This window comes from Grimontia kaedaensis (assembly GCF_023746615.1).
GTDB classification, from domain to species: Bacteria; Pseudomonadota; Gammaproteobacteria; order Enterobacterales; family Vibrionaceae; genus Enterovibrio; species Enterovibrio kaedaensis.
In genome coordinates, this window is record NZ_CP082275.1 from 1032578 (window position 1) to 1048272 (window position 15695).

Annotated in this window: 12 protein-coding genes; 10 read left to right on the forward strand and 2 right to left on the reverse strand. The window is 48.2% G+C overall.

The window, feature by feature from the left end; translation table 11 throughout:
- Positions 1–352 precede the first annotated feature (352 nt).
- From sdhC to sucD, 8 genes are all read left to right on the forward strand, one after another.
- Positions 353–745, forward strand: coding sequence for a succinate dehydrogenase cytochrome b556 subunit (sdhC, locus tag K6Q96_RS04945; RefSeq protein ID WP_251878304.1), 393 nt, complete (start codon positions 353–355; stop codon positions 743–745).
- The gene (gene sdhD / locus K6Q96_RS04950) at positions 739–1086 is read left to right on the forward strand and encodes a succinate dehydrogenase, hydrophobic membrane anchor protein (RefSeq protein WP_251878306.1); all 348 of its coding nucleotides are present in this window, start codon (positions 739–741) and stop codon (positions 1084–1086) included. The genes sdhC and sdhD overlap by 7 nt, the downstream gene beginning before the upstream one ends.
- Positions 1087–2853, forward strand: a complete 1767-nt coding sequence (sdhA, locus tag K6Q96_RS04955; RefSeq protein ID WP_251878308.1) for a succinate dehydrogenase flavoprotein subunit — start codon at positions 1087–1089, stop codon at positions 2851–2853.
- A gap of 15 nt (positions 2854–2868) precedes the next feature.
- Positions 2869–3579 (forward strand): succinate dehydrogenase iron-sulfur subunit, encoded by a 711-nt coding sequence (locus K6Q96_RS04960; RefSeq protein ID WP_251878310.1) that lies wholly within the window; start codon positions 2869–2871, stop codon positions 3577–3579.
- A 120-nt stretch (positions 3580–3699) separates the two neighbouring features.
- Positions 3700–6510, forward strand: a complete 2811-nt coding sequence (sucA, locus tag K6Q96_RS04965) for a 2-oxoglutarate dehydrogenase E1 component (RefSeq protein WP_251878312.1) — start codon at positions 3700–3702, stop codon at positions 6508–6510.
- A gap of 28 nt (positions 6511–6538) precedes the next feature.
- The gene (gene odhB / locus K6Q96_RS04970; RefSeq protein ID WP_251878314.1) at positions 6539–7756 is read left to right on the forward strand and encodes a 2-oxoglutarate dehydrogenase complex dihydrolipoyllysine-residue succinyltransferase; all 1218 of its coding nucleotides are present in this window, start codon (positions 6539–6541) and stop codon (positions 7754–7756) included.
- A 94-nt stretch (positions 7757–7850) separates the two neighbouring features.
- On the forward strand, positions 7851–9017 hold the full coding sequence (sucC, locus tag K6Q96_RS04975) for an ADP-forming succinate--CoA ligase subunit beta (protein WP_062662709.1): 1167 nt from the start codon (positions 7851–7853) through the stop codon (positions 9015–9017).
- Complete coding sequence (gene sucD / locus K6Q96_RS04980) at positions 9017–9889, forward strand: succinate--CoA ligase subunit alpha (protein WP_002539560.1); 873 nt, start codon at positions 9017–9019, stop codon at positions 9887–9889. Before sucC ends, sucD begins: the two co-directional genes overlap by 1 nt.
- Before the next feature lie 55 nt (positions 9890–9944).
- Here sucD and znuB read toward each other — a convergent pair whose 3' ends face one another.
- Together znuB and znuC are read right to left on the reverse strand one after the other, a co-directional pair.
- Positions 9945–10730 carry a zinc ABC transporter permease subunit ZnuB gene (gene znuB, locus K6Q96_RS04985; protein ID WP_251878316.1) on the reverse strand — a complete coding sequence of 262 codons (786 nt, stop codon included), beginning with the start codon at positions 10728–10730 and terminating at the stop codon, positions 9945–9947.
- A complete protein-coding gene (gene znuC / locus K6Q96_RS04990; protein ID WP_251878318.1) occupies positions 10723–11490 on the reverse strand; it encodes a zinc ABC transporter ATP-binding protein ZnuC in 768 nt (255 codons plus the stop codon). The genes znuB and znuC overlap by 8 nt, the downstream gene beginning before the upstream one ends.
- A gap of 81 nt (positions 11491–11571) precedes the next feature.
- On the opposite strand from znuC, the gene znuA reads away from it, so the two are divergent.
- Positions 11572–12477 carry a zinc ABC transporter substrate-binding protein ZnuA gene (znuA, locus tag K6Q96_RS04995; RefSeq protein ID WP_251878320.1) on the forward strand — a complete coding sequence of 302 codons (906 nt, stop codon included), beginning with the start codon at positions 11572–11574 and terminating at the stop codon, positions 12475–12477.
- 101 nt (positions 12478–12578) lie between these two features.
- Positions 12579–15314 carry an AraC family transcriptional regulator gene (locus tag K6Q96_RS05000; RefSeq protein ID WP_251878322.1) on the forward strand — a complete coding sequence of 912 codons (2736 nt, stop codon included), beginning with the start codon at positions 12579–12581 and terminating at the stop codon, positions 15312–15314.
- Positions 15315–15695 lie beyond the last annotated feature (381 nt).

A 15695-nucleotide genomic window follows, 5' to 3' on the forward strand; every position in this document is an offset into this window, starting at 1 on the left:
GTACCGATCGTCTCATTGGATGTCAATTTGCAGAAGTGAACTTTGTCGGGTGTGCGCAAGTATCAAAAATCTGTACGCTTTAAGTTAATGCTCTGTTTCGGGATTTCCGTCAATTTTATTGGTTTGTGTTTAAATGTTACGGGGCATATACTCTGCGGCAGGTCTCTGGATATTACATAAAGCCGGGGCGTTTCGGGGCTCAAATCGATATTTTCAATGCGGATTTCAGTGCTTGAACTGCAGTTAATAGCAGTGGCGCGTGAAAACGTAATAAATGATGTTGTAGGTCTGGCGCAATAGCGAGATGTGATTCCAGAGAGTGTAATAACAATAATTTGCTCAATGGAGCTGAGTGGGCCATATCGTGAAAGTAAGAAAGCCAAGACCGGTAAACCTCGACCTCCAGACGATTCGCTTCCCTATCACAGCGATCGCGTCTATTGCGCACCGTGTGTCGGGTGTTATCACCTTCATTTCGGTCGCCATCCTTCTCTGGCTATTAAGCCTCTCCCTATCATCCCCTAGTGGTTTCGAAGCCGCCTCTGACATCGTAAACAGTTTCTTCGCCAAGTTTGTCTTATGGGGCATCCTGACTGCACTTGCCTATCACATTGTTGGCGGTATCCGTCATTTGTTGATGGACATGGGCCATTTTGAAGAGATGGAAAGTGGTTCGCAGAGTGCGAAAATCGGTTTCATTATCACTGCAGTAATGTCTGTTTTAGCGGGGATTTTAGTATGGTAGGACACGTATCTTCTTTCGGCAGAAACGGGGTTCATGACTGGATCTTGATCCGTGCGACTGCCATTATCATGACGCTTTACACCCTGTATATGGTGGGTTTCTTTGCGTTTGGTCCCGAATTGACATATCAGAGCTGGATCGAGTTCTGGGGACAAACAAGCAATAAAGTTTTCACCATGTTGGCGCTGGTATGCGTACTTATCCACGCTTGGATAGGTATGTGGCAGGTATTGACTGACTACATCAAGCCGACTGTGCTGCGTATGTTTATGCAGTTTGGCATTGTCGCGCTGCTGTTCGTCTACCTGTTGACTGGCTTTTTTGTATTGTGGGGTGTGTAAGTGAGTATTCTAGTAAGAGAATTCGACGCAATAGTTATTGGTGCAGGTGGTGCAGGTATGCGCGCGGCACTGCAAATTTCTGAGCAGGGCCTGTCTTGTGCTCTGCTGTCTAAAGTATTTCCAACCCGGTCTCATACCGTTTCTGCTCAGGGTGGTATTACGGTAGCACTTGGTAATTCCCACGAAGATAACTGGGAATGGCACATGTACGACACGGTCAAAGGCTCCGACTATATTGGTGACCAAGACGCGATCGAGTACATGTGTAAAACCGGTCCACAATCAATCATCGAACTGGAAAAAATGGGTCTACCATTTTCCCGTTTCGACAATGGCCGTATTTATCAACGTCCATTCGGCGGACAGTCGAAAGCGTTTGGTGGCGAGCAGGCAGCTCGTACTGCAGCTGCAGCTGACCGTACCGGTCACGCACTGCTTCACACGCTGTACCAACAAAATATTAAGAACAAGACCACTATCTTTTCGGAGTGGTATGCATTGGATCTGGTGAAAAACCAAGACGGCGCGGTTGTTGGTGCAACTGCGATGGACATGGAAACCGGTGAAATTTGCTACTTCAAAGCGAAAGCGACTGTTCTGGCGACAGGCGGTGCAGGTCGTATTTATCAGTCAACGACAAATGCCCACATCAACACCGGTGACGGCGTAGGTATGGCACTGCGTGCCGGTGTACCAATGCAAGACATGGAAATGTGGCAGTTCCACCCAACCGGTATTGCTGGTGCAGGCGTACTTGTAACAGAAGGCTGTCGTGGTGAGGGCGGTTACCTCCTTAACAAAGACGGCGAGCGCTTCATGGAGCGTTATGCACCAAACGCGAAAGACCTTGCGGGTCGTGACGTTGTTGCACGCTCAATGATGGTAGAGATTCGTGAAGGGCGCGGTTGTGAGGGCCCTTGGGGTCCTCATATCAAACTGAAACTGGACCACTTGGGTAGAGATGTTCTTGAAGCGCGTCTGCCTGGGATCCTCGAGTTGTCCCGTACATTCGCACACGTTGACCCAATTAAAGAGCCAATCCCAGTAATCCCGACCTGTCACTACATGATGGGCGGCGTACCGACACAAGTATCCGGTCAGGCTATCAAGCAGGACGCGAGCGGCAACGATGTTGAAGTTCAAGGCCTGTTTGCTTGTGGTGAGATTGCGAGTGTATCTGTCCATGGTGCAAACCGTCTGGGTGGTAACTCGCTGCTTGACCTCGTTGTATTTGGTCGCGCAACTGGCCTGCACTTGGGTGAAACCTTGGCTGCACAAGTGGAAGCACGCGATGCGTCTGAGTCTGACATCGAAGCCTCACTGGCGCGAGTAAATCGTTGGAACACTACTCAGAAAGGCGAAGACCCAGTTCAAATCCGCAAAGACCTGCAATCATGCATGCAGAATAACTTCTCGGTATTCCGTGAAGGTGATGCGATGGCGAAAGGCTTGGAAGAGCTTAAAGTTATTCGTGAGCGCCTTAAAGAAGCGCGCTTGGATGACACTTCATCAGAGTTTAACACTCAGCGCATCGAATGCCTGGAGTTGGACAACCTGATGGAAACTGCCTTCTCGACTGCGGTTTCTGCAAACTACCGTACAGAGAGCCGTGGTGCACATGCACGCTTTGACTTCCAAGAGCGTGATGATGAAAACTGGCTGTGCCACACCATCTACAATCCGGAAACAGAAGCGATGTCCAAGCGTGATGTGAACATGACGCCAGTACATCGTGAAGCATTTCCACCGAAAGCGCGAACTTACTAAGGGAGGTAGAAGATTATGAAACTGAATTTTTCTGTATACCGTTACAACCCGGACGTTGATGATGCGCCGCACATGAAAGGGTACACCTTGGAAGTGCCAGATGGTTCTGACATGATGGTGCTGGATGCACTTATCTTGCTAAAAGAGCAAGATTCAACCTTGTCATTCCGTCGCTCATGCCGCGAAGGTGTGTGTGGTTCTGACGGTATTAACATGAACGGTAAGAACGGCTTGGCATGTATCACACCGCTGTCAGCCTTGACTGACAAATCAAGCATTGTGATTCGTCCACTGCCTGGACTGCCCGTAGTTCGTGACCTGATTGTCGATATGACTCAGTTCTATCAGAATTATGAGCGCGTTAAGCCTTATCTGATTAATGACAGCACACCGCCATCGCGTGAAAATCTTCAGTCGCCTGACGACCGTGCTCATCTTGATGGTCTCTATGAGTGCATCATGTGTGCATGTTGTACCACCTCGTGCCCATCGTTCTGGTGGAACCCTGATAAATTCGTAGGCCCTGCAGGCCTTCTCGCGGCATATCGTTGGCTGATTGACAGCCGCGACACAGCGACAGATGAGCGTTTATCAGATCTGGACGACGCTTTTAGCGTTTTCCGTTGCCATAGCATCATGAACTGTGTAAATGTTTGTCCCAAAGGACTAAATCCTACGAAAGCAATCGGCCATATTCGTTCAATGCTGCTTAAGCGCGCAGTGTAATATCGGCCTCTGTACACCTACATATATCAAGATTTAGGCTCCCTTTCGGGGGAGCTTAAAAGGAACGCCGGTTAACCCCCGGTCGTAGCAACATAAAAACTAAGTGGTTAAGGGATAACAATGCAAAATGGCGTGATGAAGGCTTGGTTTGAGTCTTCTCATTTGGCTGGCGCCAATGCAACTTACGTAGAAGACCTCTACGAACTGTACCTCAGTGACCCCGAGTCTGTAGATAGCGAATGGCGAGCAGTTTTTGATGAGCTGCCTGTCGTGAATGGCAACGCAACCGAGCAACCCCACTCAAGAGTTCGTGAATATTTCCGCAGACTTGCTACCGAGACAGCGCATTTCAGTGCATCAGTCAGTGATCCGGACGTCGACGCGAAACAGGTCAAAGTTCTCCAACTTATTAACGCCTACCGTTTCCGTGGACACCAACAAGCAAATCTGGACCCTCTCGGTCTTTGGCAGCGCGACCGCGTGCCTGACTTAGACCCATCTTTTCATAGTCTGAATGAAGACGATTTCCAAGAGTCGTTTAACGTAGGTTCTTTTGCCATTGGGCAAGAGAGCATGAAACTTGCCGACCTCTATGAAGCACTGACCAAGACCTACTGTGGTTCTATTGGTGCCGAATATATGCACATCACCAACACAGAAGAGAAGCGCTGGATTCAGCAACGTCTTGAATCTGTGGTTGGTCAACCAGAATTTTCCAGCGATGAGAAAGTAACTTTGCTGGAAGAGCTGACTGCAGCGGAAGGTCTCGAGCGTTATCTCGGTGCAAAGTTCCCAGGCGCAAAGCGTTTCTCGCTGGAAGGCGGTGATGCGCTGATCCCAATGGTGAAAGAAGTCATTCGCCACTCAGGCACACAAGGTGTGCGTGAAGTGGTTGTTGGCATGGCGCACCGTGGTCGCTTGAACATGCTGGTCAACGTTCTGGGTAAAAAACCTTCAGAGCTGTTTGACGAGTTTGCGGGTAAACATGGTGAATCATGGGGTACAGGTGATGTGAAGTATCACCAAGGTTTCTCTAGCGATTTCGCAACACCGGGCGGCGATGTTCACTTGGTGCTGGCATTTAACCCGTCACACCTTGAAATCGTAAACCCTGTAGTGATGGGGTCCGTGCGTGCCCGTCAAGATCGTCTTGGTGACAAGAATGGCTCAATGGTATTGCCGATCACTATTCATGGTGACTCTGCTATTGCAGGTCAGGGTGTGGTGCAAGAGACATTCAACATGTCTCAGGCGCGCGGCTATAAAGTCGGCGGCACCATTCGTATCGTGGTCAATAACCAAGTGGGCTTCACCACTTCAAACCCGAACGATACCCGTTCCACACAGTACTGTACCGACATCGCAAAGATGGTTCAGGCGCCAATTTTCCACGTAAATGCAGATGACCCGGAAGCGGTGGCATTTGTAGCGCGTTTGGCAATTGATTACCGAAATGAATTCAAGCGTGATGTTGTGATTGATCTTGTGTGTTACCGCCGACACGGTCACAACGAAGCGGATGAGCCGAATGCGACTCAGCCGCTGATGTATCAGAAGATCAAAAAACATCCGACACCACGTAAATTGTATGCTGATGTGCTGGCAGACAAAGGCGTTGCCGATGTCGAGAAAGCCACTGAGTTGGTGAATGGTTATCGTGACGCGCTGGATCACGGCGAAATCGTGGTGAAAGAATATCGCCCAATGGCGCTTCACTCTGTTGACTGGTCTCCATACCTAGGTCACGACTGGACCGTTGAATGGCCAAATACATTTGATAAGCAGCGCTTAGTTGAGCTTGCTAAACGTATTTGTACTTACCCAGAGAGCCACAAGCTTCACAGCCGTGTTAACAAGCTTTACAACGATCGCCTCGCGATGACTAACGGTGATAAAGCGCTGGATTGGGGCATGGCTGAAACACTGGCTTATGCAACAATTGTCGATGAGAGCCGTCGCATCCGTATCACAGGTCAGGACTCCGGGCGTGGTACCTTCTTCCACCGTCATGCTGTGCTGCACAACCAAAACGATGCAAGTACCTATATTCCCCTGACTAACATTCACGACAAACAAGGCCCATTCCAGGTCTTTGACTCTGTGTTGTCAGAAGAAGCGGTACTGGCCTTTGAATATGGTTATGCAACGGCAGAACCGGGTGGTCTGACAGTTTGGGAAGCTCAGTTCGGCGACTTCGCAAACGGTGCTCAGGTTGTGATCGACCAGTTCATTAGTTCGGGTGAACAGAAGTGGGGTCGTATGTGTGGCTTGACCATGCTGCTACCACATGGCTATGAAGGTCAGGGCCCAGAGCACTCTTCTGCGCGCCTTGAGCGTTATTTGCAACTTTGCGCAGAGCAAAACATGCAAGTTATCGTTCCTTCAACGCCAGCACAGGTTTACCACATGCTGCGTCGTCAAGTGTTCCGCCCAATGCGTCGCCCTCTGATAGTGATGTCGCCTAAATCATTGCTCCGTCATCCATTGTGTACCTCAACACTGGATGAGCTGGCAGACGGTAACTTCCAACCGGCAATTGGCGAGATTGACGAGCTGGATCCAAAAGCGGTCAAACGCGTCGTGATGTGTTCAGGTAAGGTCTACTTTGACTTGCTGGAAGCACGTCGCAAAGAAGAAATTAAAGATGTCGCCATCATTCGTATTGAGCAGATCTATCCGTTCCCGAAAGAGGACGTACAGGCTGCGATCAGCGAATATGTTAACGCCAAAGACTTTGTCTGGTGCCAGGAAGAGCCACAGAACCAAGGCGCTTGGTATAGCAGCCAGCACAATTTCCGCTTGGCGATTCCGGCTGACGCCACCCTGAGCTATGCAGGCCGTGCGGCTTCTGCATCTCCGGCAGTAGGCTATATGTCGGTGCACTTAAAACAACAAAAAGCGTTGATTGAAGACGCTCTTACCCTGAATTAAGAACTAGAAAGCTAAGGAATTAAACGAAATGACAATCGAAATTCTGGTTCCCGACCTACCTGAATCTGTTGCAGACGCAACAGTGGCGACATGGCACAAGCAGCCAGGCGATGCGGTTAGCCGTGACGAAGTTCTGGTTGATATCGAAACTGACAAAGTGGTTCTGGAAGTTCCAGCACCGGATGATGGTGTGCTTGAAGCTATCATCGAAGAAGAAGGCGCAACCGTTCTGTCTAAGCAACTACTTGCCAAGCTCAAGCCTGGTGCTGTTGCTGGTGAGCCAACTCAAGACGCGCCAACGTCTTCGGAAGCATCTCCTGACAAGCGTCACACTGCGTCGCTATCAGAAGAGTCAAACGATGCGCTGAGCCCAGCAGTTCGTCGTCTTCTTGCTGAAAATGATCTGACGCCTGAACAAATTAAAGGCACAGGTGTTGGTGGCCGAATCACTCGCGAAGATGTAGATGCATTCCTGAAAAGTGGCGGTGCGAAAGCGGTTGCCGCTGAACCAGCTGCAGCGAAAGATGAAGCGCCTGCGCTTGGCCACCGTAGCGAGAAACGTGTCCCTATGACACGCCTTCGTAAGCGTGTTGCTGAGCGTCTGCTGGAAGCGAAAAACAGCACAGCGATGCTGACCACGTTTAACGAAGTGAACATGAAGCCAATCATGGACATTCGTAAGCAATACAAAGACGTCTTCGAAGAGCGCCACGGTATTCGTTTGGGCTTCATGTCTTTCTACGTGAAGGCTGTTGTTGAGGCGCTGAAGCGTTACCCAGAAGTGAATGCTTCAATCGATGGTGATGACATTGTTTATCACAACTTCTTTGACGTAAGCATGGCTGTTTCGACTCCTCGTGGTTTGGTAACACCAGTATTACGTGACTGTGACCGCCTGGGCCTGGCTGAGATCGAAAAAGGGATCAAAGAGCTGGCCATTAAAGGTCGTGACGGTAAGCTGACGGTTGATGAACTGACCGGCGGTAATTTCACCATCACAAACGGTGGTGTATTTGGTTCTCTGATGTCGACGCCGATTATCAACCCACCACAAGCTGCTATTCTTGGTATGCACAAGATCCAAGAGCGTCCAATGGCAGTTGATGGAAAGGTTGAGATTCTGCCAATGATGTACCTTGCTCTCTCTTATGATCACCGTTTGATTGATGGACGTGAGTCTGTTGGTTTCTTGGTGACTGTAAAAGAGCTTTTAGAAGACCCAACGCGTCTGCTGCTTGACGTATAAGCAGCCCGGTTATACCGGAGAGCAGGGGGCTGGAGCCCCCTGTGTGGAAAGCAAATTAAACCTATAAAACGGAAATAGACACGGATAGAACATCATGAATCTGCACGAATATCAGTCAAAACAGCTGTTTGCTGAATACGGGCTGCCAGTATCCGAAGGGTATGCCTGTGACACTCCTCAAGAAGCTGCTGAAGCCGCTGACAAACTAGGCGGAAACAAGTGGGTTGTTAAATGTCAGGTACACGCTGGTGGTCGCGGTAAAGCGGGCGGTGTGAAACTGGTTAGCAACAAAGAAGAAATCAAAGAATTCGCACAGAACTGGTTGGGCAAAAATCTGGTGACTTACCAGACAGATGCAAATGGCCAGCCTGTTAGCAAAATCCTGGTTGAAGAGTGTACTGACATTGCTCAAGAGCTCTACCTGGGTGCAGTAGTAGACCGTGGTTCACGTCGCGTTGTTTTCATGGCATCGACTGAAGGTGGTGTGGAAATCGAAAAAGTCGCTGAAGAGACGCCAGAGCTGATCCACAAAGCGGCGATCGATCCGTTGGTAGGGCCTCAGCCATACCAAGGCCGTCAACTGGCATTTAAGCTGGGTCTACAAGGCGAGCAAATCAAGCAGTTCACCAAGATCTTCATGGGTATCGCAAAGCTGTTCATCGAGCGCGATGTTGCGCTGGTGGAAGTGAACCCACTGGTTATCACTGACCAGGGTAATCTGCACTGTCTGGATGCAAAACTGGCTGTTGATAGCAATGCTGTATACCGTCAGCCAAAAATCCGTGAAATGCACGACCCATCACAGGACGATCCACGTGAAGCACACGCTGCACAGTGGGAACTGAACTATGTTGCTCTGGACGGCAGCATTGGCTGTATGGTTAACGGTGCGGGCCTGGCAATGGGTACCATGGATATCGTTAACTTGCACGGCGGCAGCCCTGCAAATTTCCTGGATGTTGGTGGCGGCGCAACGAAAGAGCGCGTTACCGAAGCATTCAAAATCATCCTCTCTGACGACAACGTAAAAGCTGTTCTGGTGAACATCTTCGGCGGTATCGTGCGCTGTGACCTGATCGCAGACGGCATCATCGGTGCGGTAGAAGAAGTTGGCGTTAAAGTACCAGTTGTTGTTCGCCTTGAAGGTAACAACGCTGAGCTTGGCGCGAAGAAACTGGCTGAGTCAGGCCTGAACATTATTGCTGCGACCTCACTGACTGAAGCAGCAGAGAAAGTTGTTGCTGCAGCGGAGGGCAAATAATGTCTGTTTTGATTAACAAAGATACCAAAGTAATCTGTCAGGGTTTCACCGGTGGTCAGGGTACTTTCCACTCAGAGCAAGCCATCGAGTACGGAACGCAAATGGTTGGTGGTGTATCACCGGGCAAAGGCGGCACGACTCATCTTGGTCTTCCAGTGTTCAACACTGTGGCAGAAGCCGTGGAAGCAACTGGCGCGACGGCGACTGTTATCTACGTACCAGCTCCTTTCTGTAAAGATGCGATTCTAGAAGCGATTGATGCAGGTATCGAACTGATTGTAACCATCACCGAAGGGATTCCTACGCTGGATATGCTGGAAGTGAAGGTTAAGCTTGATGAAGCTGGCGTTCGTATGATTGGTCCAAACTGTCCGGGTGTTATCACTCCTGGAGAGTGTAAGATTGGTATCATGCCTGGCCACATCCACAAGCCAGGCAAAGTAGGTATCGTATCCCGTTCCGGTACGTTGACTTACGAAGCGGTTAAGCAGACGACTGACGAAGGTTTCGGCCAATCTACTTGTGTAGGTATCGGTGGTGACCCAATCCCAGGTTCTAACTTCATCGACGTTCTGAAAATGTTCGAGGAAGATCCACAGACTGAAGCGATTGTGATGATCGGTGAAATCGGTGGTACCGCCGAAGAAGAAGCAGCTGCATTCATCAAAGAGAATGTGACTAAGCCTGTTGTTTCTTACATCGCTGGTGTGACTGCTCCTCCAGGTAAGCGTATGGGTCATGCTGGTGCGATCATCTCAGGTGGTAAAGGTACTGCAGAAGACAAATTTGCAGCACTGGAAGCAGCTGGCGTAACTACAGTGAAAAGTCTTGCCGATATCGGTAAAGCACTGCGTTCACGCACTGGCTGGTAAGAAACCAGATGTAAAAAACCGCTCCTCGGAGCGGTTTTTTTGTATCTAGGAAATGCTATTCAGCTTGTTTATAAAAATGGCTGAGAAAGAAAAGAAAACCTGCAGCGACAACCACTGAAGGCCCTGCTGGGGTATCCTCGAACCATGACAAGGCAATACCGCCAAACACCGAAATCACACCAATGACACTGGCAAGAATGGCCATTTGTTCGGGGCTTTTTGAGAAACGCCGTGCTGTCGCGGCAGGAATAATCATTAGTGAAGTAATGATCAATGCGCCGACAAACTTCATTGCAACGGCAATTACAAGGCCGACTAATAACATGAGTACCAGTTTGAGCCTATCGACATTGTATCCGTCGACCCTTGCCATCTCTTCGTTAACCGTAATTGCAAGAAATGGCGTCCATAGTTTATACAGAAGCGCCAATATCAGCGCACACCCTACTGCAATCCAGCTAATGTCTGCCGTTGTGACAGACAGAAGGTCGCCAAACAAATATGCCATTAGGTCTACACGTAAGTCGTCGACAAAACTGATTGTCACAAGGCCGAGTGACAAAGACGTATGAGCGATGATGCCAAGCAGGGTGTCTGTCGAAACGCTGCTTTTACGTTGCAGTCCAACCAACAAAATGCCAATGACAATACAGCTGAAGATGAGTGCTATGTTCAGGTTTATCTGAAGCATAAACCCGAGGGCTAACCCCAGCAGTGAGCCGTGAGCAAGTGTGTCGCCGAAGTAAGCCATCTTGCGCCACACAACAAACGAGCCGAGAGGACCTACAGTGGCAGCAATGAGGACACCTGCAAAAAACGGTATGGCAAGGAACTCAAGCATTATGATGGTCTCCGTGTTGGCAGGGACCAATAGGGCTTCCTGACAGATCGTGTTCGTGGTTATGGTGATGCTGGTAGAGCGCCAGTTGTTCGCATTCTCTACGACCGAACAACGCAATGTACTCTGGGTGAGATGAAATCGCTTCAGGTTCGCCAGAACAACACACATGGTGTTGAAGACAAATAACCTCATCTGTTTTTGCCATGACGATATGAAGGTCGTGGGAAACCATGAGTACAGCACACTGCAACTTATCTTTCAGCTCACCTATCAGGCTGTAAAGTTCTAACTGGCCTGACACATCTACGCCTTGTACTGGCTCGTCTAAAACCAACAAGTCGGGTTTTTTTAGAACCGCGCTTGCCAATAAGACGCGTTGGCACTCACCGCCGGACAATGTGTGCATATTGGCGTGAAGTAATTTTGTTGCTCCAACAAGCATCAGTGCTTCACTAATACTTTTACGGTTAGCGCCAGGAGATAACTTTAAAAAGCGCTCTACATTAAGGGGAAGGCTTTCATTTAGTTTGAGCTTCTGCGGTACGTAGCCAACTTTCAATCCCTTGCTCTTTTCTACTTTCCCTATGCTAGGTTCAGTCAAGCCAATAACTGTCTTCACTAGTGTGGATTTTCCAGCACCATTTGGGCCGATAAGCGTTGTGATTTTATTTCTATAGAGAGACAGAGAGACACGATCTAAAACGCTTTTTCCATCAAAAATGACGGAAACCTGGTTGAGTTTAACGAGAGCTGCGGACATATCTTGAACAAGTGGTTTAAAAATGAAATGTTATAATATAACATTTCTCGCTGTTTTTAAATTCGCATGATGGATGACACGATGATCAGTAGTACAAAGAAGTTTTTCATAGCCTTAATGTTATTTCTTCCAGCAGTTGCGAGTGCCCAACCAAACTTGGTGACGACTATCAAACCCCTCGGTCTGATAGCCAATGACATTGCGGGTAACCATGCAAACGTGGAAGTGTTGCTACCGGACAGCGCATCTCCGCATGACTACGCGCTGAGACCATCCGACCTTAAAAAGATCTCTGCGGCAGATGCTGTATTCTGGGTTGGACCAGAACTAGAGTTGTTTCTGGAGAAGCTACTGGGCGATGCGGACAATGCAGTCCGTTTAACAACTTATCCTGGCATGCCAGTCCGCTACTTCGAAGAGGGAGCGCATGGACATGATGATCATGACCATCATGGTCACTCTCATGACGGCATTGATGGACATATTTGGTTGGGACCAGACCAAAGTATTGTGATTGCTCAGGCAGTGAAAGACAAATTGGTCAAGCTCGATCCTTCTCATGCGAAAGATTACGAGAGCAACTACGCTCGATTCAAAGTGGACCTGGAAAAGGCGAAATCTTCCCTGACAACACGCCTTTCAGCCATTGATAACAAAGGGTACTTTCTATTTCACGACGCCTATGGATACTTTGAAGATGCGTTTAAGCTTAACTCGCTGGGGCATCTCACCATCAATCCGGAACGTAAACCGGGTGCTAAAACCCTAGTAGCGATTCGTGGAGCTATTAAAAAGGGACAGGCACAGTGCGTATTCAGTGAACCTCAATTCAATCCCGCCATGGTGTCAACTCTGGTGAAAGGGACGGATGCGAAAGTGCTAGTTCTTGACCCAATGGCAGCAGACCTGAAGATGGAAACGAATCAATACGTTGATTTTCTGAATCAATTAGGAAGTCAGTATTTGGCTTGTTTCGGCGAAGTTTGAGCTTGGGTAATGTGAGCTTGTTCGCATAACCCTGCATTGCGGACAAGACCGAATCCAAAAAACTGCGAAAATGCGGTGTCAGTAAAAAATCATACAAAACAATGATGTCACTGCTTCGCTATTTGCTTGCTCAATGCAGATCTTTCTTTTGGGTGATCCCAGCCTTTGCCAGTTTGGCGGCATCGGTTCAGGCGTCACCTATTTTCTATGCCTTTCCATTTCCTTCAGCCAGCGATACAGCAAAAATAAAAGAGATCGAATACGCGGACAATAGAGGCATTTGGCTTCTTGATACTAATGGACGTGTCAGTTACTACGATGGTGTTCATTACCACAAGCTTGATGCATTCACGCCAATCGGTAAGAGGATCTCGCATATCGAGTTGTTTAATGGTGATCTGTGGTTAATCTCAAAAGGGCAGTTGCTCCAATACGATATAGACAATAACCAATTACACCCTCTGTCGGTTGAAGGGAGGGTAAACGAAATTGTAGGAACGACTGAACATCTGTGGGTTCTAACCGCCACCAATACTTATTCGATAGCTGCAAACACCACCCAACCCGAAATGCGCCTGGCTGAGCCTTTTTCCGATATCTTTGAAAATGGAGAGCGCGTTATCGCGCAGCGTGATAATCAAGGAGTCGAACTGCCTTCTGGAAAAGTGCTATTTGACGTTGACGCAAAGCTAAATGCCCTTGAGAAAGTGGGGGAGCAGTTCTGGGCAGGTACAGCGCAAGGCATTGTTGTCTTTGAGCAGGGAAAAGAGCTGCAGCGTTATCTATCAGGTATTCGAATTGATCATTTGGCTGTAACGGCAGAGGGCGTTTGGGCCGGTTCTCCTTCAGGTTTGTATCTTAAGAAAATAGAAGATTCTGAATTCAAGCTTCTCACTGGTCAAAGTGACGATGCGTTCAGCTTTTCAGGGCAAGCTATCAAAGATCTTGAAGTAGGAATGATGGAAGAACTCTGGGTGGCAACAGATGCAGGGCTGAATTATCGAAACATGGTTGCAAGTCAAATCAACCGATTTCCTATGTATGTATTGTCGCCCGAGCCAGGTGAAGAACAATTGTCCGCATTGGTTCAGTATGGAAACGATTTCCTGATGAGCACGCGGTATAAGCTGATTATGCTCAATGAACGCTTAGAGCCGATTAAGTCGACGCAGTTGGACTCAGCGATCGACAGTATGGTGATGTTTGATGGTGTCTTATGGGTAGCATCGGCATCAGGGCTTAAAGCTTATGACCCTCAAACGTTTTCTTTACTGAATGGGAAAGTGCCGAGGGCAATTGAGGATAAACCAGTAGACCGCATTGTGAGTGACAGCCACTCCCTTTGGCTTGCTCAAGGTTCTAATGTTATGCGGTTTTGGCCAAAAGGCCGTACTTTGGTAGATTTTGGCAGCGACTGGTCAGGTGTATTCAATAATCGGCTAACATCTGTGATCGATCTCGAGGAGAGCGGTACTTGGCTAGGAACCACCAATGGCTTGTATTTCTACTTTGATGGCAGGTTTATCCCTAAACTGACCCGAGAACAAGTCGGTGCCATAAAGTCACTGAAAGTGGGCCCTAAAGGGGAGATCTGGATGCTTACCCAGAGGGGCGTTTATACCTATGACGCAGTCAACCAAATGCTACCCAAAGAGCGTTTTGTGAATACATCAGATGATATCGCAAAGTGCTTGGTTGTTAACGGGACATTTTCTCTATACGTCACTACCAAAGGAATATACAGGCAGCAGTTTTCAAACGAGTTACTGCAATTTGTTCAAGGTGCGCCCAATTCCGTACCTTCTCTTCGTTACTATTGTGAGAAAGATGAAGAGAAGATGTTGATAGCCGGTGATTTTGGCGTTTTCTCAATTCCTGAGCCGATATTATCTTTTCTATTCAGTGCCCCACCAACGCCTGTTTCTCCGAGTGCTGTCTATGTAAACGGTATTCCGTGGCGCCTTGGGCCCTCTTCAGACACACCTTTAACCATTACCACCAAAGGAACGGTAGTGATTGAGATGGGACAAATGCCGTTTGGCACTCAAGATAAACTCGAGTACCGTTTGGAGGGTAATGGCGATGATAGCTGGTACACGACCAACGATCAGAAACTGGTATTCAATGCCCTGAATACTGGTGAATATACCCTTGTTCTTAACTTGTCGAAAGGAAATGGAGTTGGAGAAAAAGTACGCCTGCTCAGTTTTGTTGTAGATTCGCCATGGTATGAACGAATGGGTTACTTCTTTCTGGTCGTGACAGTCGCGATTATCTTCGTGGCGTTTTATTACCGAAAAAAGAACACCACTATCAAGTTTCAAAATAAGCAGCTAAGAGAAACTGTTCACCGGAAAGTCATTGAAATTGACAAGCGTGAGGAGTCAGCCAAGCGATTTTCTAGCGGTTCAAGCAGCATTTTACCCGAGCTTGAGCCGGCGCCTGTTACACTAAACCCACTGGCGGTGACAGAGCCTGTAAGCAATGGTGTTGATAAAGAAGCTGAAGAGTGGCGAGAACGTGTCCTGTTGGAAATTGGAAGCCATTTCCACGATCCCGAATATTCCACAGCGTTGTTAGCAAAGGCGCTGTTCATCTCTGAACGAAGCTTGCAGCGTCGATTCAAACTTGAACTAGGGAACACCTTCAAAGAAGTATTGATTGCCACGCGGTTGGAAAACGCTAAGCGGATGCTATGTCAGGGAGACAAGATTACGGATGTTTCTGTGGCATGTGGATTTAATGAGCCCTCCTACTTTACCAAGTCATTCAAATTAAAATATGGAGTAACGCCATCACAGTTCCGGGATACGTGTAGCAACGAATATCACGTGTAAAACAGGTGGCTGAATTTCAGGCAAGACCGACGAGAAATCCCAAAAAGGCTAATGCGATATGTCGTTGGCATGGGATATTAAACTTGGAGGGGAAAAAAAAGAGCGTGGTATAGCCTGCTGACTATACCACGGGCGTCAAAGACACCTTCGCTTGCTGCCGGAGGTGCGTGGGAGACCACACACCATCTGGAATTAGGTTTTAAATAACTTGGGTGTATTAAAACGATTTAACTGCTATCGCCGATAGTAATTTCCCGCCATTATTTCATTTCGATTAAAAAGTCCCCATTTCTTTGCACCGCCTCTAACTTTTTACTGGGTGGAAACCAGAGAATTTTAGGTTTTTAACGTTTTTGACGAAAAATTCACGGGCAATTTTTC